Raw genomic sequence first — 25,210 nt, 5'->3', positions numbered from 1 at the left:
GTCGTGACGGGTGAATTTAACATCATTCGAGAGTGAAAATAAAGAAATTATCGAGTGGCTCTTTTTAGCGCTCACGGCCGGGCAACACAAACAATTTTCGAGACCAAAGCATGCACAGCCAGCTGCCGTTAAGCAAGATAACTCTTGCCAGAATCGCCCCACGCTTTCAAAAAGTCTTCCAAGCCGCGATCGGTAAGCGGATGCAAAAAGAGCTGCTTGAAGACCGCCACGGGTACAGTGACGATATCCGCTCCGGCCTTGGCAGCTTCAACCACATGCATAGGACTTCTCACAGATGCAGCCAAAATCTGGGTGGCAAAGCCATATTGTGAATATACACAGCTTATATCCTCAATCAAAGAGGACCCGCTGCCGCCTAGATCGTCAATTCTACCCATAAATGGAGAAACAAAGTACGCCCCAGCCTTGGCCGCCAATATCGCCTGGGACACCGAAAAGCACAGGGTGACGTTCACCTTCACTTTATGGACGCTAGATAAAGTTTTGCAGGCGCATATGCCGTCAAAAGTCATGGGCAATTTCACCACAACATTTTCCGCAATCTGAGCTAGCTGCAAACCTTCATTAACCATACCATCTGCATCAGTAGCAATTACCTCAACGCTGACAGGGCCTGCTACCAGCTGACATATCTCCGCAAGTAGCTCCCTACTCGACCTCTCAGCCCGAGACAGCAACAAGGGGTTAGTAGTTACACCATCGACTATGCCAGTTTTGCATAGCGCGGATATAGACTCCACATCTACAGTGTCCAAAAATATTTTCACCCCTTTAGTACCCGATCAATAAATTCCAAGTCGACCCGAGCGAGCTCACCAAGAATGCCATCACTGGGAGTGGCCTTTGACATCACATCTCTTACATTCTTGAGCTTGTCCTCAGCACCATCTTTAGATAGCAAGACCATATCAGCCATTATGGCGCAAGTGTTGTCCCCAATGCTCATCACAGCATTTGACACCATTATAACGTCAAGAACGCCACTGGCATTCTTCAATACAACCTCGCCTGAGAGCAAATCCATAAGCGCCCGTTCGTGATGCGCCATTACAGTCAACGCCCCGGTGGGGGTACGAGCAGATAGGGAGTATACGTCCGCAAAATCAAGCCTGCGCTCAGGAGAAACAAACTCGACATTAAAACATTCCATGATAACCCCACGCAACCAGCACAACAACTAACCCAGCACACAGACTTCGCACGCAGCGCGATGGAGGGCCCCACACATGTGCGCAACAACAGCGGAAGCTCCCATCCCCTACTGTTTCATGGAGGCAGCCTTCTTTACCGCGTCTTCTATGCCACCCACCATGTAAAAGGCCGCTTCCGGCAGATCATCGTACTTGCCCTCCACCAGCCCTTTGAAGCTACGTACTGTATCCTCGAGTGACACAAAGCTTCCCGGATGCCCAGTAAACACTTCCGCCACGTGAAACGGCTGAGACAAAAACCGCTGAATCTTCCTCGCTCTTGCAACCAACAGCTTATCCTCTTGGGACAGCTCATCTATACCAAGAATGGCAATGATGTCTTGCAGAGACTTATGTGTCTGCAATATCCGCTTAACTTCCTGCGCAACTTCGTAATGTTCGCTACCAACAACCTCTGGAGACAGGGCCTGAGAGGTGGACTCAAGGGGATCAACTGCCGGATATATCCCCAACTCGGAAATCTGCCTAGACAACACTGTAGTCGAATCCAGGTGCGCAAAGGAAGTGGCGGGAGCCGGGTCTGTAAGATCATCAGCAGGCACGTATATGGCCTGCACTGAAGTGATAGATCCGGTATTCGTAGAGGTAATTCTCTCCTGCATTGCACCCATTTCAGCGGAAAGAGTCGGCTGATAACCAACCGCAGAGGGGATACGGCCCAAAAGCGCAGACACTTCCGAACCAGACTGCGTAAACCTGAACACATTATCCACAAAGAACAGGACATCCTGCCCTTCAGAATCACGAAAATACTCCGCCATTGTTAGAGCAGTAAGGGCCACCCTCATTCTGGCCCCTGGGGGTTCGTTCATTTGGCCATAAACCAAAACGGCCTGAGACTTGCCCGGCTCGTCCCTGCTAATAACCCCAGATTCTACCATTTCACGGTATAAGTCGTTACCCTCACGGGTACGTTCGCCCACACCCGCAAAAACCGAAAACCCCTTGTGGGCCCTTGCAACATTGCTGATAAGCTCCATTATCAGCACGGTCTTTCCAACGCCGGCCCCCCCAAACAGCCCAACCTTGCCTCCTTTTAGGTAGGGGGCCAATAAATCCACAACCTTGATGCCTGTAACAAGCACTTCTGCAGCAACTCGCTGTTCAGACAGGCTTGGAGCTTTCGCATGAATGGGGCGAAACTCCACATCGGAGCTAACGCTCCCCAAGCCATCTATGGGCCTTCCCAGCACATCAAACACCCTGCCAAGAGTTCCCCTACCGACCGGAGCCAGCATCTGGTTCCCAGTATTGACGAACTTATCACCCCTAGATAGGCTATCAGTGCTCCCCATGGCCACACACCTGACCACGCGATCACCCAAGTGCTGGGCAACTTCAAGCACCAGTTTTTCCCCACCATATTCTTGCTCGCTCTCCAGGGCACCTAGAACCTCCGGCATGCCTCCATGCGGAAACTCTACATCAACAACAGCGGGCATTACCCTCACAACTTCGCCGACGCCAGACAGGCTAGCATCCGCGCGTTTCTGAGCAACCTTTCCTTTCATCAGCACCCCAATAACCCACCCCAGAAGCGGTGCCCTAGCCAAGCCAGCACGCCGCGGATCACCAAAGGAACCCGACGTGCCCTTAGCCGGACTCGAACCAGCACACCCTCACGGGCAGTAGATTTTGAGTCTACCGCGTCTACCATTCCGCCATAAGGGCCGCATCACCGAACTAGATACTACAATCTATTTCACACAAGTCAATCCTTAATAGAAAGTCATATGCAGACTCATTCGCGCACTATTTCAGCACTCCATACAAGGAGAGGTATCAGGGATTACTGACTTCTTCCGTCCCCTACGTTTACACGCATAAGCGGCATACCCATAGAATAAACAAGAGACTAGAGGAGCAACTATTGCAATAGTGCAAGTGCATGGCAAGGGACTGCACAAAAATGCTGCAGCAATAACCATCACAACCCCAGCTGCAGCAGTGAGTATTCTACACGTTGGACTAGCAGCAAGAGGAGGAGTAAGCCATTTTAGCATTCTCATGCCTGCTTTTTTCTCCTGCTTATAGTCTTCTATCTCATCATGATTTAAGAGATCAGGACCACCTTTATAGTCTTTAGTATCCTTATAGTTATCTATAACAGAAGAGAAGCATTTAGAAGTTACAGGAACCTTAGCAGAATATAGATCAGCAATGCTCTGAATTACTGAACATACTGAGACCAATATAGAAAATGCCATCAGTGCATATGGGAGGAATGCGCAAGCACAAGCGGCAACTGTACCAGCAGTAGCCGCAGCACCCGTACCACTAACTCCGAGGAGAGTACCTACAACCTCTTCAAGGAAGCGCCATATACTAGCAACCAAGCCGTTACCACCAGCACCAGTGGCAGCTGCAGTACCTGCAGCTGTTATACCATAACCTACAGCAGCTTGCGTTGCAAAATAACCACCTGCACCAGCAGCAGCTGCAGTACCTGCAGCTGTTATACCATAACCTACCCTTTTACCAACCTCTGACACATTAGGAGTTACAGGAGTAAGAACAGGTTGTAATGATTGAACAGTAACTAATCCTTCTTCCTTTACTTGTTTAACTTGCTTACAAGATCTAACTAAATCCCTTATAGAAAATCCTGTTATCACTGCCCATAATACTGCAGCTACGCCAGCCATTGCAACCATCCATGGACTTGTTAAAGCAACAGTCCCTGCAACACACAGTGCTGCTATAACACTACATACCATAAGCAGCATACCCATATTCATGAGCACTCCAGATACACCGGCGCCCAGAGCCAAAGCGATGACGATACATGGGCTTAATGGACATGCTACTGTACAACAAACTCCACACAATATTATTGCTGTGCACAGTGCTGCTATGGTACCTATCCTTCAGCAGGGACTCCGCTGCTATAGTCGCGCTTGGCTCTTTGCCTCATTCCTGCGCTTAAGGGCCGTGTTGCGTTAGCGCATCTCCTCCATGGGAGCGATGGAAAATATAGAGAGGCCTAGGGAAATCACCAGCGCAACAACTTTGACCAGGTAAATCCTGGCTGAGGTTGTGGCAATATCTCCCTCGACAATAAATCGCATGTCAACACTGCGGCTTCCGTGCCCCCATAGCACGTGAAACGCCTCGGCAACCTCCAGTAAGTAAAACGCTATCCTGTGTGGTTCGTGATTGACAGCAGAGGACTCTACTATGTTCGGCCACCTGACCAAAAGTTTGATAAGTGCAATTTCCGGAGCAGAAGACACTCGGGAAAAATCGACGTCTTCGATGGGCAAAAGGGTGGGTGCATTGCGCATCAGGGAGCATGCCCTGGCGTGAGCATATTGAATGTAGAAAATTTGACTGTCCTTTGACTGCTCTTTTGCCTTTGCAAAATCAAAATCAAGCACCACGTCGTTCTTTCTGGTCATCATGATAAATCTGGCAACATCTTTGCCGACTTCTTCCACTACATCTCTTGCGGTCAAAAATTCGCCGCGTCGCTTTGACATTTTAACCGGCACTCCATTTTCCAAAAAGTTGACCATGTTGTGGAGCTTGACGTCTATCGTAGCCTTACCATCACTTAGTGCGTGCACCGCGGCTTTTAGCCTGGATACATAGCCTTTATGATCAAAGCCCAGGCCCAGAATCATGTCATGAAAACCCCTGGAGATTTTATCGAAATGGTAGGCGATGTCCCCAGCAAAATAGGTCCAAGATCCGTCTTCTTTCTGCAGCGCTCTGTCAGAATCGTCACCAAAATCAGTAGACCTGAACAGCAGCTGCTCCCTGGCTTGCCAAGCCGCTTCTTCCTCCACACCTCTAGGGCGCTCAAGCGTTCCGTAGTAGAGCATTCCCTTTTGTTGCAAAAATTCTACGCATTTTTCAACTGTACGGCTACGCTGCAGATCTGCTTCATACGTGAACACATCGTGTTTTACGCCCAGAAGCGCCATATCCTCCCGTATCAGATCTAGGATGCTCTTTAGCGCGAACTCCCGGATGACCGCTGTCCTATCTTCAGAGGCAAGCAGCTTATCCCCGTGCTTTTCAACCAGGGCTTTGGCTATAGGTTTGAGGTACTCTCCGGGATAAAGGCCCTCCCCTATCGTAACCTGCTCCCCCAGCGCTTCTTTGTATCTCAAGTATACTGACTCGACCAGTGTATTGATCTGCCCGCCGGCGTCATTTACATAATATTCCCTGGTAACATCATAGCCAACCCATGCTAGCAAATTTGACAGCACATCCCCAAAAACCGCCCCGCGCGCATGCCCTATGTGCAGCGGCCCCGTGGGGTTTGCCGAGACGAACTCCACATTAACCTTCTGCCCTTGGCCCAAATTTACCGCTCCGTAGTCTTTACCCGCTTTGTTTATGTCTCTGATGGCCGAATACCAAACTTCATTGCTGCATTTTAAGTTCACAAACCCCGGAGGCACTACATCTACGCTATCAACACCTTCCACCTCCGCAAGAGCCTGCCGCAGATGCTCCGCAATTTCCATCGGGTTTTTTCTCTTGAACTTACCGACAACCAGCGCAGCATTGGTATATACGTCGCCGTGCCTGTCTTCAGTGGGAGGAGCAACTATGAGCTTGTGTAGCAAAGAATCCGTAACCTCACTGCCCCACAGCTCACCAATCTTCTGGATTACGATGCACCTAAAGTTGCCAAACAAATTAATTGTACTACCAGCTGAAACCATGGATAACCCTGCATTCGACAGCTCCAGTATATAAGCAATCACCAGTACGTAAAAGTCTTATGTGGCCAACATTCGCGCAGGTTGCAAGCCTCTCTCTCCTGGCCAAGCGCAAGAACATCCTTTGGATACTAGGCAGGGCATTCATACATAATTGGCATATATTTCAAATCCGTCCAAATCCGCAGCAGCAAAGTTCGCAGTGTATTTGAGCGCTAAATGTGCTATAGTACCCCCGTGCTGGCTCACCCTAGTGGTCACGTCCATATATGCAGTGGAGGGAAATGGGAGTAGTGATGGGGACGCGTCCGTACGGGGACGAGCACCTGCTGCTTTCCATACTCACGCGTAACAGGGGGTTGCGCAGAGGGCTGACAAGGTTCACAAAAAAGCGTCCTCTACAGATAGGGGATCTTATCGATGCAACTTGGCGGGCAAAACTTCCAACCAATCTTGGGCATTTTACTTATGAGGTGATCACTTCTGCCTTCTACAGCTATTTCCGTGACAGAATTAAGCTCATGTGCCTATCATCAATTACCCACATCATGAGTACTGCACTTCCAGAAAATGAACCACACCCAACGTTATATGACTCGTTCCAGGATTTTGCTGCCGCGGCGGAGGCCGAAGCACCGTGGTATAACCACTATTTGAAATTAGAGCTGCTGGTACTATCCCAGCTGGGGTTCGCGCTAGATCTGTCCAAATGCGCTGTAAGCAACAGTAAAGACAACTTACTGTTTATCTCCCCAAAAACCGGCAGGGCGCTATCTGAAGCTGTAGGGTGTGCATACCGTGACAAGCTTTTACCCCTACCAAAAGTTCTGCGCAGCATATCATGCGGGGTGGAGACCGAATGCTGCTCGGCCGACGAATTTGCGCTCAGCCTAAAGATCTTGGGCTTTTTCCTGCACAGACACCTCTTACAGGAAAGTCACACGTTTCAGGAATCCAGAAAGATATTAACCGGGCTACTGGGGTAAGATTCTTGCGTTTTTAAAGAATATTCACTATTAGGTGATAGAAGCAGGTAGTTCAAGGATTCCGACCGGGGGGTTGTTATGGCCATAGAACCAGGTGCTCAAGAGCAAAATATGGGGCCAAACTTGGCGGCAGTGCAGTCTCTGCTTGATGCAACTCGGGATATGTCCGGCGGCGAAGCGCAGGAGAACGATAAGTCCGCTCTAGCAATAGCACTCGCAGTTACGGCTACTCCAACTCAGGCACTGAAAAGCGATGTAGTGGCAAGCCTTTTGGGCAACGTGGATAGAGCCGTAGTCTCTCTTGGGGCAAACATCACTCCGCAGGTAAGTATTTTTAGCCCCACAAAGGGCACCTCAGTGTTTTTCGGATTTCCTATACTCTTTGACAGCATCGCGCATGGGGGCGCAGGTGATGAGGGAGGAGATGTGTATGGAGGCGGTGGTGAGGGGGGAGGCTTCTCTGGAGAGGGCGATGAAGGGCACTATCTAGACGCCAAGGACGATCCACGTCTTTTCGACCCCTGGAGTTTTCACGAATACCCTTACTCGGACGAGGCAATATCGCACGCCTCCCAAGGCATGGACGGCGTTTCGCACGAGAGAGGCGTGGATATGTACCACGATCTGTCTCCTTCTGCATCTCCAGACGTGCGTCCTGAGCACTCTGAAGGTCGAGGTGTCTAGCCTCTCGTGCTAATATCATGCATCGCTTGAGTAAGTAGCAGGCTCTCACGGGAGAGATGGAGTGGCAGTGGCCATACTCTTCAATTCCATTGGCCCTTGAGTTGATGTAGGGGGTTCGGTATGTTTCGCCTCTGCAGCCGTGGTTGTGTCTTGCGCGTCGTACCATTGGCCGGATCCACACATAGCTTCAGATGCGATTTCCGCCATAGCCGGCAAGTGCACCTTATGGCAATTCCCAGAAAAGATAAGCCAGCACCCCAGTGCCATTATAGATACTGCAATTAGAACTTCTGCAAGAACAGCAATAACATCTCTGACAGTTCCCATAGGAATGTGTTCATGCAACAGGGGTATCAGCAGCAAGAGTGCGAACAAGCTAATAAATAGCAGAGCACAGAGTGCATTGAAGGCCTTAGACCTGGTTATAGTATATTGCGGCACCGCACATATGGCCTGAACATAAGGTTGTTGCGGGTGGGAATGCGCTGCGGTAGGCAAATCTTTTGCAGATTGTTGTTCAGGCTGTCGGCCAATATCTGGGTCATATATTCCTGCTGACTGACTACACCCCTGAAATCCGCGCACTGTAACGGCACTACGCAGATATGAGCGCAAATAGGCCTTGCTACTCACATTTTCCAGTAATCCTGCCATTTTTTGATCATACACACGATCGAGACCGTGGATGGACAGTAACTCCCTAACTGCAGGGATTATTATGTCCTTCCTGCCGTCTACATACAACCGCATGTCTTGTTGCGAATCCGCCTTATTAAAAAGGTAGGTAGAGACTCCAGGCTTGGAAGCACACTGAGAAAACAGAATTTCTAGCAAAGTGTCAACGTCTTTGAGGTATACAGACATTCTCTCTGACACATTACCGCTTTTGGCAAGCTCCGCCCGGGGTGCTTTTATTTCAGCCATAAATGCGTCAACTGCGCACGCCAGCTCCTGCTTCCTTTCAAAGTCCGACTTTACGCTCAAAAACCCAGACACTGCCTTCTTTCCTTGCGACCACTTGTCTCGCAATCCTTCAGTAATCGCGCCCGGCGCTTCTGCAACCTGGCCTTGGCCGCCTGCCGCAAATTGCTCATCGTCCTCTAGGCTGTAATATTCCCCCGACGTGCTGCTGGCACATCGTATCTGCTCTGCTAGTTTCACGGGCGAGCGGATCAGGGCTGCAATATCTTGAAAGGTTTGAAGAGAATCCACAAGTTCTTCAGCCAGTGCTTGGGCGCCTTCTCCATACCGCACCTGCAATGCAGAAGCCACAAATTGCACCAGCGGCACTCTGTACGCTTTACCTTCTTCCGACTTGAAAAAATCCTGCGCTGCGCTGTCCCGCGCAATGCCATCAAACGCGGCAAACGCTCTAAGTAGCTGCTCCTCACTCCCCAACGGCATACATCACCCCACCATGGTTGCACCACACCACCATCAGGCAACCACAAAGGGACACCGCAAACAGAGCAAGCCGCACCGGGCCCGCCGACACCCACACCGATAATATACCACACTGAGCGTGCTTGGTATACCGTTGATATATATGACTTTCCGCAGCGAAGGTCCAGGAAATAATGAGTGCCCACAAAAAGTTGGCGGAGCAAAGGGCTTTGCACTACGCCAAGCTTCACTTGGCTATTATGCGAAACGCCGGACAAGCACGCCGTATTTTACGGCCGATGTTGCTTCTCAAGACACAAAGCTGACTTACGTAAAAATACGTCAAAACCCTTCCCGGAAATTTTCGTGTATTCACTGCAATCCCCCACCACAGCCTGCACGGGTCTGTGCTCTAGTATATCGGAGAAGGTCTGCTGCTTTATAAAGTTAGACCAAGTGTTTATTGCTTCTATTACCTCAGTTACATCAGTGTTGATGATAACTTCCGCATGATCCAGCATTTCCAGTCCGTAATCTTTGCGAGCTTGTTGTATGAGCCGCATAACATCCCGCGCAATCCCCTCGAGCAGAAGCTCCCTAGTAAGTTCATGGTCTATATACAACACCCCCACCGGAACACCCCCGGAAATTATTTGGCACGCATACTCACTGCGCACCTTTAAATTCAAGGAGAACTCGCCCTTTTGAATCACGCATTGATCACAGCCAGGGGCACCAAGCAGCAGGCTCCCATCGCTTTGAACTTCCCACACACCAGCTTTCGCCAAAGCAATTATCTGCTTTACTTTCCCAGGCACTCTTTGGCCAAGCAATGAAAAGTTTAGTTTCAGCTCAAAGGACGCCATATCCTCTATACTACCGGCTATCTGCAAACTCTTGACGTTAACCTCATTGAGCACGATGTCTCTGTACTCCTGAGGCAGAGCCAGCAGGCCCTCGCAGTTATACGGGTATATTACCATGCGTCCCAACGGCTGCCTTATCCGTATGTTGTGCGCATTTCTTAAAGAGAGCGCGTTACTACAAACATCCATAACCAGCTGCATGTACTCCGCGTTTTTCTTGTAGTTACTGACGGCACCTAAGCTGTCTACGCTAGGAAAATATGCCAGATGAACTGACTTTTCGCGCTGAAAACCCAACCCCAGCCATATAGACTCCGCAACGAACGGGAGAAACGGTGCGATAGCCCTCACCAGGTGATACAGCACGGTGTATAGCGTGTTGTAGGCATTGAATTTGTCATCAGTCTTATCCTGCGTCCAAAACCTCCCCCGACATCCGCGTATGTACCAGTTGTTCAGCTTATCGGAAAATTGCACTATAGCCGCACATGCGAGCCTCACGTTGTAAGGATCTTTCACCGCGGCCGAGTTAGACTCCATGGCCTCTAACACCTCCGCCACCATACGCGCACACTCGTACAGTATGTATTGGTCCATGATGTTCGTAACGCCCTCCAGGCTTTCCAGAATGCGCCCTTTTATCTGATCTGAGTTTGCATACACGGTAAAGAAGCTGTAGCTGTTCCATATGGGCTTTACCACGCTCTTTAGCGTATCACGGATGATGTCGCCGTCTTGGTCGAGAAGTAAATCCCCACCAGTCGACACCGCGTGCGACAGCATGGTAAACCGTACGGAGTCAGCACCATACTTTTCAAACATCTCCATGGGATCCGGATAGTTGTTGAGCCGCTTTGACAGCTTTTGGCCTTTAACGTCTAGCACCACACCATGGCATATGCAGTTTTTGAAGGGGTGCCTATCAAACAACCCCGTGGATAGAACAAAGAGAGTGTAAAACCAACCCCTGGTCTGCGCGATGTACTCGGTGATGAAGTCCGCAGGGAAGTTGGAATCGAAAAATTCCTTATTCTCAAACGGGTAATGCACCTGCGCATATGGCATAGAGCCAGATTCGAACCAGCAGTCCAGGACATCTGGAACCCTTCGCATCATGGATTTACCTGTAGGATCATCCGGATTCGGACGAGTTAAATTATCGATGTGCGGGCGATGCAGGTCCTCTACAGGACCGAAATCCTCCTCCAGCGCCCTAACATCTGGGAGCACCTTCTTGATTGAGCCATACACATCAGTCCTGGGATATTTAGGATCGTCTGACTGCCACACCGGTACTGGGGCTCCCCAGAACCTGTGTCTAGATACCGACCAATCCTTCGCACCATCGAGCCACTTTCCAAACTGACCACTTTGTACGTGCTCTGGAACCCAATTAACCTCCCGGTTAAGCTCGACCATACGCGCTTTTAGTTTAGTAACCTCCACATACCACGACGACATCGCCCTGTACACTAGTGGAGTGTCCGTGCGCCAACAATGGGGATAGCTGTGGGTGTATTGCTCAGTTGCAAACCATAGCCCCTTTTCTTTCAATTGTTGGATAACAGCATCAACTGTATCAAACACGTGCTGCCCTGCAAAATCACTGACAGCTGCTGTGAACTTCCCTTCGTCATCCATAGGGCATATTACGGATAACATGCCCGGAGACTCTTGCCCCAAATCGGGGACTTTATGTTGCCTGCACAGTAGGAAGTCATCCTCACCAAAGCCAGGAGCCAGGTGCACTACTCCGGTGCCAGCTCCTGCTGCAACAAACTCAGCATCCAATACGATGAATGCATTTTTCACATCCGCAAAATATGGAAACAACGGGCGATATCTCACCGACAGCAGTTCCCTAGCTGGTATGCGTACAACATGCGCACACTCGAGATTGCGTTTCCCGCAGTATTGCATGAAGCGGTCGAGATATTCTGCTGAAAATATCAGCATTTCTGCACCCACAACTGCCCCAACATAATCCATGTTGGTATTTATGGCCAGGGCGAAATTTGACACCAAAGTCCAGGGAGTTGTGGTCCACGCAAGCATACTGCAAGACTCAACACCTTGGGGAGCAAAACCTACCCTCTCGGAGAGCGCGAACTTAACTGTGACTGATTTACTAACCTTTTCTCTGTAGGCATTGTCCATTTTCGTTTCAAAGTTCGATAGGGGCGTTTGGCACGCCCAGCTGTAAGGAACAACCCTTACAGATTCATACACCAACCCTTTGCGCCACAGTTCGTGAAATGCCCACATTACAGATTCCATAAAACTTTTGTCCATGGTTCTGTAGCCGTTTTCAAAGTCTACCCACCTTGCCTGCCGCTCAACATATTCCTTCCACTGCTGAGCGAACCTCATAATGGAGCCACGGCAATAGTCATTAAACTTGCCAATGCCAAGGTTTTCGATGCTGGCTCTGCCTGACACACCTAGCTCCTTCTCCGCCAACATCTCTGCCGGCAGACCGTGGCAGTCCCACCCAAATCTCCGTTCCACCCTGAATCCGCGCATGGTTTTGTACCTAGCAACGGCATCTTTGATGAACCCTGTTAGCAAGTGCCCGTAGTGAGGCAGCCCATTTGCAAACGGGGGGCCATCGTAGAACACAAAGCTCCTCTCTTTAGAGCGGCTGTTCACGGATTCTTCAAAGATCTTCTCACTACTCCAGTATTGAAGTATCTCCTTTTCTATGGCAGAGAATTCTGGGTTGCCTTTAACTTCTGGATAGTAACTCACGCTACCCTAAACATTGAAAACACGAACGCAAGTATACACGCTCCTCCATACGTTGGGAAGCCCAATACATGGCCTCAACAAGGCCGCAGTGTGAGCTCCGTTCTAAGTATTTTCAGCGTTGTGGTAATGACGTTAAAATGCACAATGCCCAAGTACTGCAGTTATGACGTCAACCGCAAAATTGTGCACATGCGCGCAGAGAGCTACAAATTGCCCCGACAGAGTTGAAGTGGCATAACAAGCCGCGCACCCCAGGATACATATTAATGTGAACTTTGATTAGCTTTGTACATTACGGTAAGTGGGTGTATCATTCGGCCATTATGCGACCGAGGTGGTTTATGGACATAACTGAAGGGGGGGTAGCCCCAGAATTTGTAATCAAGCTTGAAGACGGCACCGCGGTGCCCTCCTCCGCATACGTGGGCAAGAAGAATATAGTTTTGTACTTTTACCCAAAGGATGATACACCCGGTTGCACAAAAGAGGCAGAAGGCTTTAGGGACGCGCACGCAGAGTTTGCGCACCTAGATACGGTGATTATCGGTGTTTCTGGCGATGGTGTGTCTTCTCATGCAAACTTTAGAAAAAAATACCAACTACCGTTCGAACTCATCCCAGACGAAGATTCCAGCCTGTCTGAGCTATACGGCACTTGGGTTAAGAAGCACATGTTTGGTAAGTCTTACATGGGTATTGAGCGGTCAACCTTCCTCATAGATAAGCATGGTAAGATACGGAAAATCTGGCGCAACGTGAAGGTTGACGGGCATGTGAATGCTGTATTGGATGCAGTGAAAAGCCTGTAGCGGTGAAACGGTGTAGGCGCGTCGGGAGCCGCGATGTACCCTAGAAAAAAGCCTGTGAAGATCAGGCTATACCACGAGGGGGACGAGATCAGAACCGGTGCCAGAGTTACCCTGAACAGTTCCCAGGCTCGTTACGTGCGGGACGTGATGCGGGCAAGGCACGATGATGCCGTATTGCTATTTGACGGAATACGCGGAGAGTGGCTCTGCAGAATTTCATGCATTTCGAAAAAAACCGTGGAGGTGGAAGCTGAAACACTCTCCAGAAAGCACGTCCGTACCAGAACCTTAGTCCTGTGTTTCGCTCTGGTAAAAAGCGACACAGTGCGTAACGTCGTAAGACAGGCTACGGAGATGGGCGTCACCCTCTTTCAGCCCATACGCACTGAGTACTCTTCCGTCCACGATGTTGACTCAAAAAAATGCCACTTGTGGGCAGTTGAAGCCTCCGAGCAGTGCGGCAGGCAGGATGTACCTGAAGTTGCACCCGTAGTGGATTTTCGTACGTTGTGTGAGTTTCACAACCCAGAAAGACAGTTTGTGCTGTGCGATGAAACTGGTGGCGGCAGACCACCGTATGAAGTTCTGCACGGCGGCCGGGACGTTTGGGTAGTGGTGGGCCCCGAAGGGGGGTTCTCCGACGAGGAATTACGTCTTTCTGAAAATTTCTGCGACAAAATGTCTCTGGGGCCTAGAATACTCAGGGTTGATACCGCAGTGGTTTGCGCTCTTGCACACGTTAATGAGTATTACACTTATAAGTAGCCCAACGTTTTTCAGGCACGCACTGTTGGCATAAAAGCCGTGCAGCGCACCACGGTGCAATGCTTTATCTAGCACGCACCGCCCCTGCGCAACGTACCAAGTAAATTGCATCGCGTAACAGCTATATAGAAAGGCCTCCAGAGCGTACAAGGCGCCATGAGCGGGGTAACATAGGTGGGTCCAACACATGCCATCCGCAGTAACTATTTGGTACAAATAGTCGCTATAGAGGGGCATATACACTACCTACAGTGGTAAAAATACGCCATAGATGTTATCATTAACGTACCGGAAGTTACAGATTCTAGCCACACTTGTCAGACAGGTCCCACTATTATGTCCGAACTGTTTCTCAGTTTTTGTAGTAGTCCGAGTGAAACAAACAGGTGCGAAAAACTGCGGAATGTGCTCGTTGCCAATCCGGGGTTGCAACGTAACTTGCTCGCTGTTATCAGCCTCACAGAAAATGGAGTACTGAAGATAGGGCAAGGACATGAATTTTCCGGATGCAGGGTCCGGTTTGCGCCTCCGGATGATAGTACTCAGAGCGCAGAAGAGGTGTTCTTCGTGCTCGATACTGATCTGGACAGTGAGCTAAGTACATCTCTAGCGCGGTTGGCTCCAGATAGCGTACGTTTGGCCGGAGCCAGCATAGAGGAGGCGCGACTAAGGGCTGGGGTCAGTGTTATAGTAAGTAATTCTGAATCGGTCCGCAGTTTATTCTCCTTCATCGTCCACATTATAGACAGCGGAATGGTGCTGAGCCATGGGGATAATGGCGAGGAGCTCGGTGTTTCGTGTCCAAATGTAAAGAGGCGTATAACCGGCCTCATGCGCAGTTTATTTGGTGGTTCCAAGCACGCTGCTAACGAGCGTAATGTGCTCACTTCCGTCTTCGAGTGCTACCTGGATTACTATCTCGAACGTGCGATTGGATACATCGCTGCCGGCGGTTACGACAGCAATGGTGACAGCGCATGGGAATTGGACCCCAGCTTTTTGCACGCTACATTGAACGGGCGCGCCCTGCTGCACGATGAAATTACCACTGGCATACTGTCTAGGCTTCAACTTGGCCAGGCATTCATTGCACCCACATGGAGTTCTCAGGCAAGGCACAGGGCGATGCTACTCTCGGCGGTGTTACGTGCCATCAATGAGCTACCTCAAAATGTTAAGGATGAAGTTAAGCGCGATAGCTCAACCAGACAGCGCTCAAGTATAAATTTCCTATGCGCGTGCGGTATTGCAATATACACCTCGGGGCACTATGTTAGCGCACGGAATGCCGGCATAAGAATACGCAATCTGCTGCAGGCCATGCTCAGCAGTAGCAAAGATCATGTGCGATACGATGAAGCCGCAGGTATGCTCGCCATTTCGCGTACACAGTCTCCCGGCAAGAAGTACAACAAAGAGCTAATACAGGAGCTGATGGACGATGCGCGCTTTGCCCGCGTATATCAGGTTCACGACACAAACCTCGTGGAAGGGCAGGATTTGTTACTGAGATTGAAGAGCAGGTACAAGACGTTTTGTGATCTTATTCATTCGTGCGGTGGGGAGCCGCCGTCTTTTTCTCACTTTTGTACGTGCAGCTTTTTCGAAAGTCTCCTTCCGGCACTAGAGCGCTGTGGTGGATTCCAAATCACTTTGCCACTCCACATAGACAGCTGCATCAGCGGTGTACGCACGCTCCATGGCGGCACGGCGTTTGGGCAGTACATCCCCGCTATTTCTGATCTAGATGAGGATGCCGGCGTTGGGCTATCCTACCGCGATCAAGATGCCGGTGTCGATCGCGCATCCAAGTTTGATGATGTGCGCGTGAGGAAAGTTTTTGTGAGGGCCGCAGCAGTTTTTGTTGTTGCAGCGGCTATACTGTGCATCATGGCGGCGCTGTATTTCTCGGGTGTTATCAGCGCACATGTGATGGCGGTTGTGGGGGTTACAACTGCGGTGATATTCGTGCTGGCTATGGTGGGGCTGGCACTTTCCTATGCGAGGGGTAAATACGGAGTTGACGTCGCTAGTTACCGCGGCACCCCTACCCTGACCCTCTGCGTAAGCGTACGCGATAGGGGCCTGTTTAAGAGCGCTTGCGAGCAAGAATCCATATCTAGGTTCGGTATCACGGAAGGAAAGTTGTGCATGGAAGGCCGTCCCGTGCCCACTGATAAGTACGTGGCACACGTTTTGGGCGCAGATGATGAAGTACCGCATGGCACGTGCATCTTGTTTGGAATAAATGCAGTGCAGGATAGCGGCGATCTTGAGCTGATTAGAATTGTCTCAAACAAATCTGCATGGCCGGAGGGCAGCACTACAGACGTGTCGTTTACTGAGTGTCCTTACATGGGCGTAGACACGTGTAATGTGAGATGTAGCGCAAGCGGCAAATGGTCTTCTAGAGCTGGGCATATCATACTGATGAAGGCTCTCGCTAGAGCTGGAAGGGTAGGTTTATTGCTGTCATACCTGGATGCATACGTAGACTTTATGTGTTCGGACCGGGGCCGCGGCACTATAGATCCAAAATTCCGTACCTCGAAGCAGTGGAAGTTGCTGTGCAGAGACCACGCAGAGCATGACATCATAACCGCAATATACAAATACTGCGGCATGTATCTTGACCAAAAGAGGAAGGCGTGCCTTGAGTATATAACCGCGCTGCTCCAGGTGCACGATGTCCGAAGAAGCCCTGAGAGGTCGCACGCGGGCGTTATGTCTAGACTGCAGCACAAGTATGTGAACAGGTATGTAAGCAACCTGTATCGGCTGGCAAACGGCCCAGAGTTCCCGTTTTCAGATGTAGAATATAGGCTCACCTTGGCAAAAGAGAGTGGTATTACGTTCGACACAGACAATTGGTTCTTGTCTCAAATGGTACCTGTGCGATTCACCAAATTTGTGTGCGCGGACGATCGCACGCTAATATATCCCCAAGGCAGCCTCAGAGCCGGAAGAGCCGGAAGAGCCGGGCAGCATAACAACGTGCCCTTTATTGAGGAAGAAAAAACATGTGATGGGCCACAACGAAGCCCATATCCGCGTGCAAAGCAGTGTGGTGCTACACCGCTTGCAGTGGGCTACCCACCACCAGAAGCACAAGAACTGCACTGTGAATCCGATGATAGCTTCTTGATGAGCTATGACAGCGTTGATGCCACATACGGTGATTTTTCAGATTGCGACGAGGAGGAGGTTGTTGAGATATACCCAAATTTCGCAGCCAACCAGGAAGGAGAGCGGGAACACGCACATCACCGCACAGGTGCATCACCACAGCACAAACGGGGTCCACGTGGCAGAGCACCGACAAGTTGTGGCGTAGAAGACACCGCCGGCAAGATACGCGTTAATAGCTACCAACAACAAGGTGGTGCACAGGGACTGCGCGCCGGTGGAGGTTAGTATGGCAGGTGGAATGTCCTCGCGTGGTGCCATGACCGGCTACCATGTAGCACTCCACATCACCGCATGGATGTATCACCCAACAATAACGAACACCCATGAGGCAGTTTGCATTATTTCTGTGCTTGGGATAATTTGTAAGTCAGAGCCGCAGCAATAAACTTATCCAGATCCCCGTCGAGCACGGCATCCACATCTCCCGTTTCGTGCCCGGTTCTCAAATCTTTAACCATGCGGTACGGATGCATTACGTACGACCTGATTTGGTGACCCCATCCTATATCGCATCTGCTGTCATGTTCCTGGGCCATTTTCTTTTCCTTTTCTTGAAGCTCCATTTCGTAAAGGCGACTTCGTAGCAAACTGTACGCCTCTGCGCGGTTTTGATGCTGGGACCTACTGGTCTGGCACTGCACCACTATACCCGACGGCATGTGAGTGATGCGCACTGCGCTCTCGGTTTTATTTACGTGCTGTCCGCCCGCCCCAGAGGCCCTGTATGTGTCAATACGCAGATCCTTCTCAAGTATCTCAATATCAATTTTATCATCAGCTATTGGTGACACTTCCACGCTGGCAAAGCTTGTATGGCGCCTTGATGAAGAGTCAAACGGAGATATCCGCACCAGCCTATGTACACCGCTCTCAGTCTTCGCCCAACCGTACGCCCCATTTCCGGATATCTTAACCGTCACCGATTTCAATCCTGCGGCTTCACCGTCAATCTTATCCACAATTTCTGTAGTAAACCCGTGAAAGGTCCCTGCCCATCTTACGTACATGCGGAGCAGCATAGCAGCCCAGTCATTACTCTCCGTGCCCCCAGCACCAGGACGGATAACCAGGAAGCACCCGCTGCCGTCGGCCTCCCCAGAAAACATGCACTCAGCCTTTTTTTGGCTGACACGACGCTCCAACTGGGTTAACGCGCTCCACAAACCGTCGAGAAACTCGCTATCGCTTTCGTCTGCCACGTCAAGCAACTCGACGCACTCGGCATACTCCTTCTCCAAGGCACGGAATGAGGCCAGAACCTCCTCTACCCTTGCTCTTTCACTAAGTAATTTCTTTGCGTTCTCTTGATCGTCCCACAAGGAGGCAGATGAGCAACGGGAGTCTAACTCCTCCAAAGAACTCGCGAGGGCGCTAACGTCAAAGACACCTCGCTATAGACTCCAGGTCCACCCCAAGCCTATGTATGAATTCCGAAATTGTAGACCTACTATGCACCAACACCCCCAAAGCTATTATGCCTCACCCCTATCTTTAGACGCCAACCTATTGAATACTAGATAAAATAAGAACACACACAACAACAGCTTTAACATAAATCCCATATCTAGGCGACTGCGCCGATGCTAGCAGATAGGCACGGAAAAGGCAAGCCGCGAAAATATCGTGCAACGGGTAACTCCTTGTTTACGTTCCACTAACCCACAAGTGAAAAGTCCCCCTCAACATACTGTACGTCGTCGTTATCTTCGAGATCATTAAGAAAATTCATAAGCTTTGTGTTGAGCTCTGGAGAGTCTACCAGTACCCGCTGTTTCGGCCTCCAAGACAACCTCGCCAACTCGCCGTCAGAGTACTGCGCGTACAATCCATCTCTCACTTTACCAAAGTCCTCCACGCTGCAAATTATGGCATATACTTTATCTTCACCCTCGCCATCTTCTTCCAGATCTATCGCCCCCAGGCTGGTTGCAAGGTTAAAAAGGGCATCGAAACTCTCAATGCTTTCCGCCTTGTATACTACCAACCCTACATGGTCGAAAAGATATGCTATGCTGCCCTTCTCTCCCAATTTGCCGCCGTGCTTAGAAAAAATATGCCTGAGCTCACCAGCAGTACGATTGCGATTGTTGCTCAGCGCATGCACAACAATAGCCGTGCTGCCGGGGCCATACCCCTCATACGTAATCTCCTCATAGCTGTCATCCGCTGCGTTGCCCTGCGCACTCTTTATAGCAGCCTCTATTTTGTCTTTTGGCAGATTTTCCGCCTTGGCAGAAGCTATTGCCGCCCTCAACCTTGGGTTCAGATCCGGGGTTGGCGGGCCGCTTCTAGCAGCAATGATTATCTCCTTCCTGAGCTTGGTAAACACCTTTGAGCGCTTTGCATCCTGCGCCCCTTTACGATGTTTAATATTTGCAAACTGCGAATGACCAGCCATAGCACACCCCCCAATGCCGCAAACTGCGCGTAGTAACCCAAGCGCCACCACAGTCTAAGTCTTGCAGGGCAGATATGCAATCCTATTACGCACAAACCACCAGCGCGGGGCCGCACCTCCTAAGTTACATACACTGAGCATGGCCAAACCACCAATGCCACCAGCGGCGCCTGTGGCCACCGTAGAAAATGGCAAGTCGACCCCGCCACCATGCAAGTAAAATCCACCTAAAAGCCATGTGGATGTTGCAGCACACCCTCTAAGTTACATCCACCTGAGAACGGTCCACACCCCCAATGTGACCTGCATCGCCTACGGTGCCGTCCTCCGCCCCACAGAAAATGATAAAACCTCTTACTTGCGGCAAAACCCCACCTAAAAGCCATGTAGATGTTGCAGCACTCCCCCGGAATGCTCGTAAATCACAGCAGCCAAATTTAGCATCCCACATTCGTCATGGTAATTCCCTATAACCTGCAACGCCATGGGTAGTTTGCGCTCTGACAGCCCTGCGGGAACGGAGATCGCCGGCAGCCCAGCCAAACTGGCGGGAACCGTGAAAACATCCGTAAAATATCTATCCATGGCACTGAGGGGCTCTTCAATCCCAGTGGCCTCCACCGGGGTGGTCAGCGCAAGTATGCAATCGACCTTCTTGAAGGCCTCTTCAAAGTCTCGTATCACAAGGCATCTCACCCTCTGGGCTTTGTCATAGTAGGCACGGCGGTAACCGGAAGACAGCGTATAGGCCCCGATCAGCATCCTGCGCTTTACTTCCTCACCAAAATTAATGCTCCTAGTGAGTTCGTACATCTCATCTATGGTTTCACCCTCTACCCTAGTGCCATACCTTATCCCGTCATAACGAGCCAAATTCGACGACGCTTCAGACGAAGCGAGTATGTAATATACGGGCAAGGCATAGGTGGTATGAGGTAGACTGATTTCCACAATTTCCGCGCCACAGTCCAGCAAATGCTTGATGTTCTGATCCCACATCGCTGCTATATCCCCCCGATTTTTCGGGAGTTCGTACTCCTTCGGGATACCAATGCGCACTCCGCGTACATCACGGCTAATACCACCCAAAAAGTCTGGCACAGCCTCCTGAGAAGACGTAGAATCTTTTTGATCGTAACCGCATATTGCATTCAGCATCACCGCTGCATCTTCCACCGTGCGGGCAAGCACCCCAGCTTGGTCCAAGGAGCTCGCATATGCTATCATACCCCAGCGTGAGCACCTACCATAAGTTGGTTTTGCGCCGACAACGCCGCACAAGGCAGCAGGCTGCCGGACAGATCCACCTGTATCACTGCCTAACGCGCCCGCACACAATAACCCAGCCACCGCTGCGCTAGACCCACCTGATGACCCACCAGGCGTTAAATCTTTTCCCTCAGTGCCTTTCCACGGATTTTTGACCGGCCCAAAGCAGCTATAAGTGTTCGAAGACCCCATAGCAAACTCATCCATGTTGAGCTTGCCCAACATTACCGCACCGCTGTCCCACAACTTTTGGGAAACAGTGGATTCATAAGTTGGCACAAAATTTTTTAATATGTTAGAGCACGCTGTGGTTCTTACTCCCTTGGTGCAAAAAAGGTCCTTAACCCCCACCGGTATACCAGACATTGGGTGAATGGGCTCCCCACGCTGTAATAGACCATCCGTCCTGTCCGCAGCCGCCAATGCCAATTCAGGAGTGGTTGTGACAAACGCATTGAGTGTATCTTGCTCTACCGCGCCAATATATGCCTCAGTAAGCTCCCGCGCGGAAAAGTCTTTATTCTTCAGGCAACGATGCGCCTCTAAAATCGATAGCTTTAAGAGCTCACGCTTCATACAAAACGGTCAAAAATCCACCGGCGTGATGGAGGTTATCACACTTTGTGAGCGAAGCAACTGAATTTAGGAAATACAGGAACCGAGTGTTCATGCCTCTACATCGCAAACATGAAACCACGGTGCCTCGGGCGAGATGTATAATCACCAATTCACGTATATCATGCAGCGGGAGCGTTGCTATATCGCACACACAACACAGCCTACAATAGCGGAGAAGGTTGAGGCTTCCAGCGCCATTCGCTATACTTGCTGTGTGTCCCACTACGTGTAGACTGGTAGGTACTGGTATTATGGTGTTCATGCCGCGCTGGCCGAGAGTTCTAGAATGCCGCGTTCCAGACTTCCAGCTCGATAGAATAACTAAAATGCTGGAGAGGCTGGGTAACCCTGAAAAGCACATGCCCCCGGTTGTGCACGTCGCCGGTACGAATGGGAAGGGTTCCACGATCGCGTTCCTGGCCCATATCTTTCGCTCTGCGGGAATTAGAGCCCATGTTTATACGTCACCACACCTAGTAGAGTTCAACGAAAGGATAGTGCTCAGCGGAGAGCAAATTTCTGATGCCTACTTGGATGAAATTTTGGCAGAGTGCGAAGCAGCAAGTAGTGGCATACAGACTACATTTTTCGAAGCAACAACAGCCGCCGCTTTCTTGGCGTTTTCCAAAGTAGAAGCTGATATCACACTCGTAGAGGTGGGTATGGGCGGCAGGCTTGATGCCACAAATGTTGTCGAACCAATTATGTCAATCATAACCTCCATATCCTTAGACCACACAAGCTCCCTCGGCACAACAGTAGAGCTCATAGCTGGAGAAAAATCTGGAATTATCAAGCGCGGTACAAGTTGTGTTGTTGCTCCACAGGAGACAGAATCTATCATGCGCACAATTGAATACTACGCAATGCGTGATCAGGCATTTTTATATCGTGGAGGCATCGAATGGTCTTGCAAAAAAAGTAGCGGTAGGATGCTATTTTCCACCGGCGAGGCCTCGTATGAGTTCCCCCTCCCATCACTGCCCGGTGACCATCAGGTGATTAATGCCGGCAACGCCATAGCCGCATGTAGTATTCTCTCCGGAAAATTTGGCTACAAAATTGATTATGAAGACATAGTCGGTGGGCTCACCAACACCAGGTGGCCCGCAAGGCTCGAGAGAATAACTAGCGGGTTCATACCCAAACTTTTACCCAAGGGCTGGAGGCTGTTTTTGGATGGGGCACACAATCCAGCGGGGGCGCAGGTCCTCAGCGATTGGATCGAACAGAGCACAAGTGGTGGTTTATACCTCATAGTGGGCATGACTAGAGGCAAAGATTCCAAAACGTTCTTATCCTGCCTCAAGAAGCATATAAAATTTCTGTGTGCAGTCTGCGTAAAGTCTGAGCCAAGAGCTCAACTCGCGGAAGAGCTCGCGCAGGACGCCGCAGAGCTTGGCATTCCCTCCTCGGCAGAAAGTGACATACAGTCTTCTATCAGGAAAATTCTTAGCATTGGGGATTCTGGCCCAGAGCCCACAATTTTGGTGTGCGGGTCACTATTCCTAGCGGGTGACTTGCTCAAAGAGAGCGTTGTATGCTGATATCACAATTTTATCATGGCTAGGTGGAAGAGTTATCAGGTCAAGGCGAGGTTGTCTACCATCACTGCGATTCATGTTTGACGCCATGTGGAGTAACTGGCAAATATATGCTAACTCTGGGTCTCGATGAGTACTTCCGTTGTAGTGGTGAGGGTGTATGTATGCTCCTGTGGTCAGGCTGGGAACAAGAGGAAGCACGCTGGCACTAATACAAGCAGAGGAGGTCAAAGCCGCAATTGCAGCCCACTTTCCTGAGGTCCGAGTGGATGTTACCAAGATAAAAACGTCTGGGGATGTAAAGGTTGACAGGCCACTGTGTGACATTGGCGGCAAGGGCCTGTTCATCAAAGAGATAGAAGAGGCCCTGTTGGCCAATAAGATAGACATTGCCGTACACTCGGCCAAGGATGTTCCGGGCTTTTATTCCGAAAACTTAGACATGCCGTGCGTACTCAAAAGAAGATCTCCCATGGACGTTTTTATATCTGTAAAGTACAAAAGCCTAAACTCCTTACCCGCCGGAGCAAAAATCGGCACCTCATCGATCAGAAGGAAGGTGCAGCTTCTCGCTTTCAGACCAGACCTGGAAATAACCCCCATGCGGGGCAATGTTGACACCAGAATCGCTAAGGTACAATCTGGCGAGTGCGACGGTATAGTGCTGGCTGAGGCTGGGGTGGACAGGATATCTGCACGTGCTAAGATCACCGAGGTATTACATCCAGACGTGATGTTGGGGGCCGTAGGCCAGGGGGCAATATGCGTTCAGTGTAGAAAAAGCGACGAAGGAATAGTGCGTATGCTCGCAAAGTTGAACGACCATGAGTCATTCACGGCCGTGCTGGCTGAGCGAAGCTTCATGAAGGCTGTGAACGGCTCCTGCCACACACCTTTAGCTGCAATGGCTAGGTATGTGGACAGTGGCCTGATGTCGATGAAGTGCATGCTAGCGCATGACTCTCGTACCATGGTATCCGCAGAACGCACTTTTCCTGAACGTGATGCAGAAAGTGTGGGCTTTGAAATGGGGGTGATGCTCAAAGATGAGTTACGGCTTCGTGGCGTATAACTTGCCCAAGGTGCAGGGAACGTATCGCAGGGGCGTTAAAATGCACAATGCAACGTGGTTCAATGTTGGGGGCGTAGCAGAAGTTGTGTTCAAGCCCTCAAGTGTAGAGGACCTGGCCGCGTTTGTACGAGATACAAACCTACCAATATCCGTGGTGGGCGTTGCATCAAACCTTATCGTGAGAGACGGCATAGTAAAGGGGGTGGTTGTCAAGCTTGGAAGGGAGTTTTCGTACATCAACTGCAATGGTAACATCATAACTGCTGGATGCGCCACACTCCTGAGCAACCTTGCTGTGGCGGCCCAAGAGAGTGGAATCTCGGGACTCGAGTTTTTTGTAGGCATACCCGGCACTGTCGGCGGAGCAATTGAAATGAACGCGGGTGCGTACGGCGGCGACGTCGCTTCAGTGCTACGTTCAGTCCGGGCAGTAAATGAGCACGGGGAAATTTGCACGCTTTCCAATGATGATATGCGATATTCATACCGAGAGCACGGGCTAGTGGGCAAATGGATTTTCGTTGATGCAACTTTTGTTGGGGCTTGCGGTGACCGTGACGCTATTAAGGGCACAATGCGCGAGTTTATTGCACGACGCAACGATTCACAACCTGTGAGGGGAAGAACTGGCGGATCCACCTTTAAAAACCCTGAAGGGCATCAGGCGTGGGAGTTGATAGACAAGGCGGGATGCAGAGGGCTCCAAATTGGAGGGGCGCAGGTCTCCGAGAAGCACTGCAATTTTTTACTGAACTGCGGCGGGGCAACTGCAAAAGATCTTGAAGATCTAGGAAATGAAATCCGCTGCAGGGTACATAGCATGTTTGGCATAAAGCTTGAGTGGGAAATCAGATTTCTAGGATGTGGGTTGTAGGCACTGCAATGCAGAAATAGTACGCGTATGCCTGCAACTCCAGCCCTCAGTAAGTTAAGTAATCACACGCGCGTACACGCACCCTACCGGCATACAG

18 protein-coding genes and 1 tRNA gene are annotated in these 25,210 nt (G+C 50.4%); 8 read left to right on the top strand and 11 right to left on the bottom strand.

The window, feature by feature from the left end; all coding sequences use genetic code 11:
- Nucleotides 1-128: 128 nt before the first annotated feature.
- From fsa to argS, 6 genes are all read right to left on the bottom strand, one after another.
- Nucleotides 129-788 carry a fructose-6-phosphate aldolase gene (gene fsa / locus ACIS_RS02680; protein WP_012880687.1) on the bottom strand — a complete coding sequence of 220 codons (660 nt, stop codon included), beginning with the start codon at nt 786-788 and terminating at the stop codon, nt 129-131.
- On the bottom strand, nt 785-1,171 hold the full coding sequence (locus ACIS_RS02675; RefSeq protein WP_041651172.1) for an ATP synthase subunit epsilon: 387 nt from the start codon (nt 1,169-1,171) through the stop codon (nt 785-787). Before ACIS_RS02675 ends, fsa begins: the two co-directional genes overlap by 4 nt.
- Before the next feature lie 108 nt (nt 1,172-1,279).
- Nucleotides 1,280-2,743, bottom strand: a complete 1,464-nt coding sequence (gene atpD, locus ACIS_RS02670) for a F0F1 ATP synthase subunit beta (protein WP_049756290.1) — start codon at nt 2,741-2,743, stop codon at nt 1,280-1,282.
- A gap of 77 nt (nt 2,744-2,820) precedes the next feature.
- A tRNA-Leu gene (locus tag ACIS_RS02665) sits at nt 2,821-2,903 on the bottom strand.
- Nucleotides 2,904-2,989: 86 nt separating this feature from the next.
- A complete protein-coding gene (locus tag ACIS_RS02660) occupies nt 2,990-3,964 on the bottom strand; it encodes a hypothetical protein (protein WP_238523231.1) in 975 nt (324 codons plus the stop codon).
- A 207-nt stretch (nt 3,965-4,171) separates the two neighbouring features.
- A complete protein-coding gene (gene argS / locus ACIS_RS02655) occupies nt 4,172-5,911 on the bottom strand; it encodes an arginine--tRNA ligase (RefSeq protein ID WP_049756263.1) in 1,740 nt (579 codons plus the stop codon).
- A 266-nt stretch (nt 5,912-6,177) separates the two neighbouring features.
- On the opposite strand from argS, the gene recO reads away from it, so the two are divergent.
- Together recO and ACIS_RS02645 are read left to right on the top strand one after the other, a co-directional pair.
- Entirely contained in the window at nt 6,178-6,894 is a 717-nt protein-coding gene (recO, locus tag ACIS_RS02650; RefSeq protein WP_012880682.1) for a DNA repair protein RecO, read from the top strand.
- Nucleotides 6,895-6,972: 78 nt separating this feature from the next.
- Nucleotides 6,973-7,578: a hypothetical protein gene (locus tag ACIS_RS02645; RefSeq protein ID WP_012880681.1), complete on the top strand. Its 606-nt coding sequence runs from the start codon at nt 6,973-6,975 to the stop codon at nt 7,576-7,578.
- Between the two features lie 45 nt (nt 7,579-7,623).
- On the opposite strand, the gene ACIS_RS02640 is transcribed toward ACIS_RS02645, so the two are convergent.
- Complete coding sequence (locus ACIS_RS02640; RefSeq protein WP_012880680.1) at nt 7,624-8,982, bottom strand: hypothetical protein; 1,359 nt, start codon at nt 8,980-8,982, stop codon at nt 7,624-7,626.
- Between the two features lie 269 nt (nt 8,983-9,251).
- Complete coding sequence (gene ileS, locus ACIS_RS02635; RefSeq protein ID WP_012880679.1) at nt 9,252-12,575, bottom strand: isoleucine--tRNA ligase; 3,324 nt, start codon at nt 12,573-12,575, stop codon at nt 9,252-9,254.
- Nucleotides 12,576-12,916: 341 nt separating this feature from the next.
- Here ileS and ACIS_RS02630 point away from each other — a divergent pair, with 341 nt between their 5' ends.
- From ACIS_RS02630 to ACIS_RS02620, 3 genes are all read left to right on the top strand, one after another.
- Nucleotides 12,917-13,384 (top strand): peroxiredoxin, encoded by a 468-nt coding sequence (locus ACIS_RS02630; RefSeq protein ID WP_012880678.1) that lies wholly within the window; start codon nt 12,917-12,919, stop codon nt 13,382-13,384.
- Nucleotides 13,385-13,417: 33 nt separating this feature from the next.
- Nucleotides 13,418-14,149 carry a 16S rRNA (uracil(1498)-N(3))-methyltransferase gene (locus tag ACIS_RS02625; protein ID WP_012880677.1) on the top strand — a complete coding sequence of 244 codons (732 nt, stop codon included), beginning with the start codon at nt 13,418-13,420 and terminating at the stop codon, nt 14,147-14,149.
- A gap of 336 nt (nt 14,150-14,485) precedes the next feature.
- Nucleotides 14,486-17,563 carry a hypothetical protein gene (locus ACIS_RS02620; protein ID WP_012880676.1) on the top strand — a complete coding sequence of 1,026 codons (3,078 nt, stop codon included), beginning with the start codon at nt 14,486-14,488 and terminating at the stop codon, nt 17,561-17,563.
- 113 nt (nt 17,564-17,676) lie between these two features.
- On the opposite strand, the gene prfB is transcribed toward ACIS_RS02620, so the two are convergent.
- The 3 genes from prfB to gatA all read right to left on the bottom strand — a co-directional run bounded on the left by prfB (nt 17,677) and on the right by gatA (nt 21,581).
- Nucleotides 17,677-18,775 (bottom strand): peptide chain release factor 2 gene (prfB, locus tag ACIS_RS02615; protein ID WP_410510743.1). Its coding sequence is split into 2 segments (ribosomal slippage): nt 17,677-18,717 and nt 18,719-18,775, totalling 1,098 coding nucleotides; the frame shifts between segments, so codons are not numbered across the junction.
- A 217-nt stretch (nt 18,776-18,992) separates the two neighbouring features.
- Nucleotides 18,993-19,736: a YebC/PmpR family DNA-binding transcriptional regulator gene (locus tag ACIS_RS02610; protein WP_023441441.1), complete on the bottom strand. Its 744-nt coding sequence runs from the start codon at nt 19,734-19,736 to the stop codon at nt 18,993-18,995.
- A gap of 375 nt (nt 19,737-20,111) precedes the next feature.
- The gene (gene gatA, locus ACIS_RS02605; protein ID WP_012880674.1) at nt 20,112-21,581 is read right to left on the bottom strand and encodes an Asp-tRNA(Asn)/Glu-tRNA(Gln) amidotransferase subunit GatA; all 1,470 of its coding nucleotides are present in this window, start codon (nt 21,579-21,581) and stop codon (nt 20,112-20,114) included.
- Nucleotides 21,582-21,874: 293 nt separating this feature from the next.
- Here gatA and ACIS_RS02600 point away from each other — a divergent pair, with 293 nt between their 5' ends.
- From ACIS_RS02600 to murB, 3 genes are all read left to right on the top strand, one after another.
- A complete protein-coding gene (locus ACIS_RS02600; protein WP_012880673.1) occupies nt 21,875-23,170 on the top strand; it encodes a bifunctional folylpolyglutamate synthase/dihydrofolate synthase in 1,296 nt (431 codons plus the stop codon).
- Between the two features lie 157 nt (nt 23,171-23,327).
- Nucleotides 23,328-24,239, top strand: coding sequence for a hydroxymethylbilane synthase (gene hemC / locus ACIS_RS02595; RefSeq protein WP_010267733.1), 912 nt, complete (start codon nt 23,328-23,330; stop codon nt 24,237-24,239).
- The gene (murB, locus tag ACIS_RS02590) at nt 24,214-25,113 is read left to right on the top strand and encodes a UDP-N-acetylmuramate dehydrogenase (protein WP_010264698.1); all 900 of its coding nucleotides are present in this window, start codon (nt 24,214-24,216) and stop codon (nt 25,111-25,113) included. Before hemC ends, murB begins: the two co-directional genes overlap by 26 nt.
- Nucleotides 25,114-25,210: the final 97 nt, after the last annotated feature.

The sequence above is a fragment of the Anaplasma centrale str. Israel genome, from assembly GCF_000024505.1.
GTDB classification, from domain to species: Bacteria; Pseudomonadota; Alphaproteobacteria; order Rickettsiales; family Anaplasmataceae; genus Anaplasma; species Anaplasma centrale.
The sequence above is the reverse complement of the archived record's forward strand: the minus strand, read 5'-3'. Positions and strand labels throughout refer to the sequence as shown.

Excerpts from the sequence above, each read along its gene's own strand:
- ACIS_RS02640 (WP_012880680.1), bottom strand. The coding sequence starts at position 8,982 with ATGCCGTTGGGGAGTGAGGAGCAGCTACTTAGAGCGTTTGCCGCGTTT.
- gatA (WP_012880674.1), bottom strand. The coding sequence starts at position 21,581 with ATGAAGCGTGAGCTCTTAAAGCTATCGATTTTAGAGGCGCATCGTTGC.
- atpD (WP_049756290.1), bottom strand. The coding sequence starts at position 2,743 with ATGAAAGGAAAGGTTGCTCAGAAACGCGCGGATGCTAGCCTGTCTGGC.
- ACIS_RS02625 (WP_012880677.1), top strand. The coding sequence starts at position 13,418 with ATGTACCCTAGAAAAAAGCCTGTGAAGATCAGGCTATACCACGAGGGG.
- ACIS_RS02620 (WP_012880676.1), top strand. The coding sequence starts at position 14,486 with ATGTCCGAACTGTTTCTCAGTTTTTGTAGTAGTCCGAGTGAAACAAAC.
- recO (WP_012880682.1), top strand. The coding sequence starts at position 6,178 with ATGCAGTGGAGGGAAATGGGAGTAGTGATGGGGACGCGTCCGTACGGG.
- argS (WP_049756263.1), bottom strand. The coding sequence starts at position 5,911 with ATGGTTTCAGCTGGTAGTACAATTAATTTGTTTGGCAACTTTAGGTGC.
- ACIS_RS02600 (WP_012880673.1), top strand. The coding sequence starts at position 21,875 with ATGGTGTTCATGCCGCGCTGGCCGAGAGTTCTAGAATGCCGCGTTCCA.
- ACIS_RS02630 (WP_012880678.1), top strand. The coding sequence starts at position 12,917 with ATGGACATAACTGAAGGGGGGGTAGCCCCAGAATTTGTAATCAAGCTT.
- ACIS_RS02610 (WP_023441441.1), bottom strand. The coding sequence starts at position 19,736 with ATGGCTGGTCATTCGCAGTTTGCAAATATTAAACATCGTAAAGGGGCG.
- ACIS_RS02660 (WP_238523231.1), bottom strand. The coding sequence starts at position 3,964 with ATGGGTATGCTGCTTATGGTATGTAGTGTTATAGCAGCACTGTGTGTT.
- hemC (WP_010267733.1), top strand. The coding sequence starts at position 23,328 with ATGTATGCTCCTGTGGTCAGGCTGGGAACAAGAGGAAGCACGCTGGCA.
- ACIS_RS02645 (WP_012880681.1), top strand. The coding sequence starts at position 6,973 with ATGGCCATAGAACCAGGTGCTCAAGAGCAAAATATGGGGCCAAACTTG.
- murB (WP_010264698.1), top strand. The coding sequence starts at position 24,214 with ATGAGTTACGGCTTCGTGGCGTATAACTTGCCCAAGGTGCAGGGAACG.
- ACIS_RS02675 (WP_041651172.1), bottom strand. The coding sequence starts at position 1,171 with ATGGAATGTTTTAATGTCGAGTTTGTTTCTCCTGAGCGCAGGCTTGAT.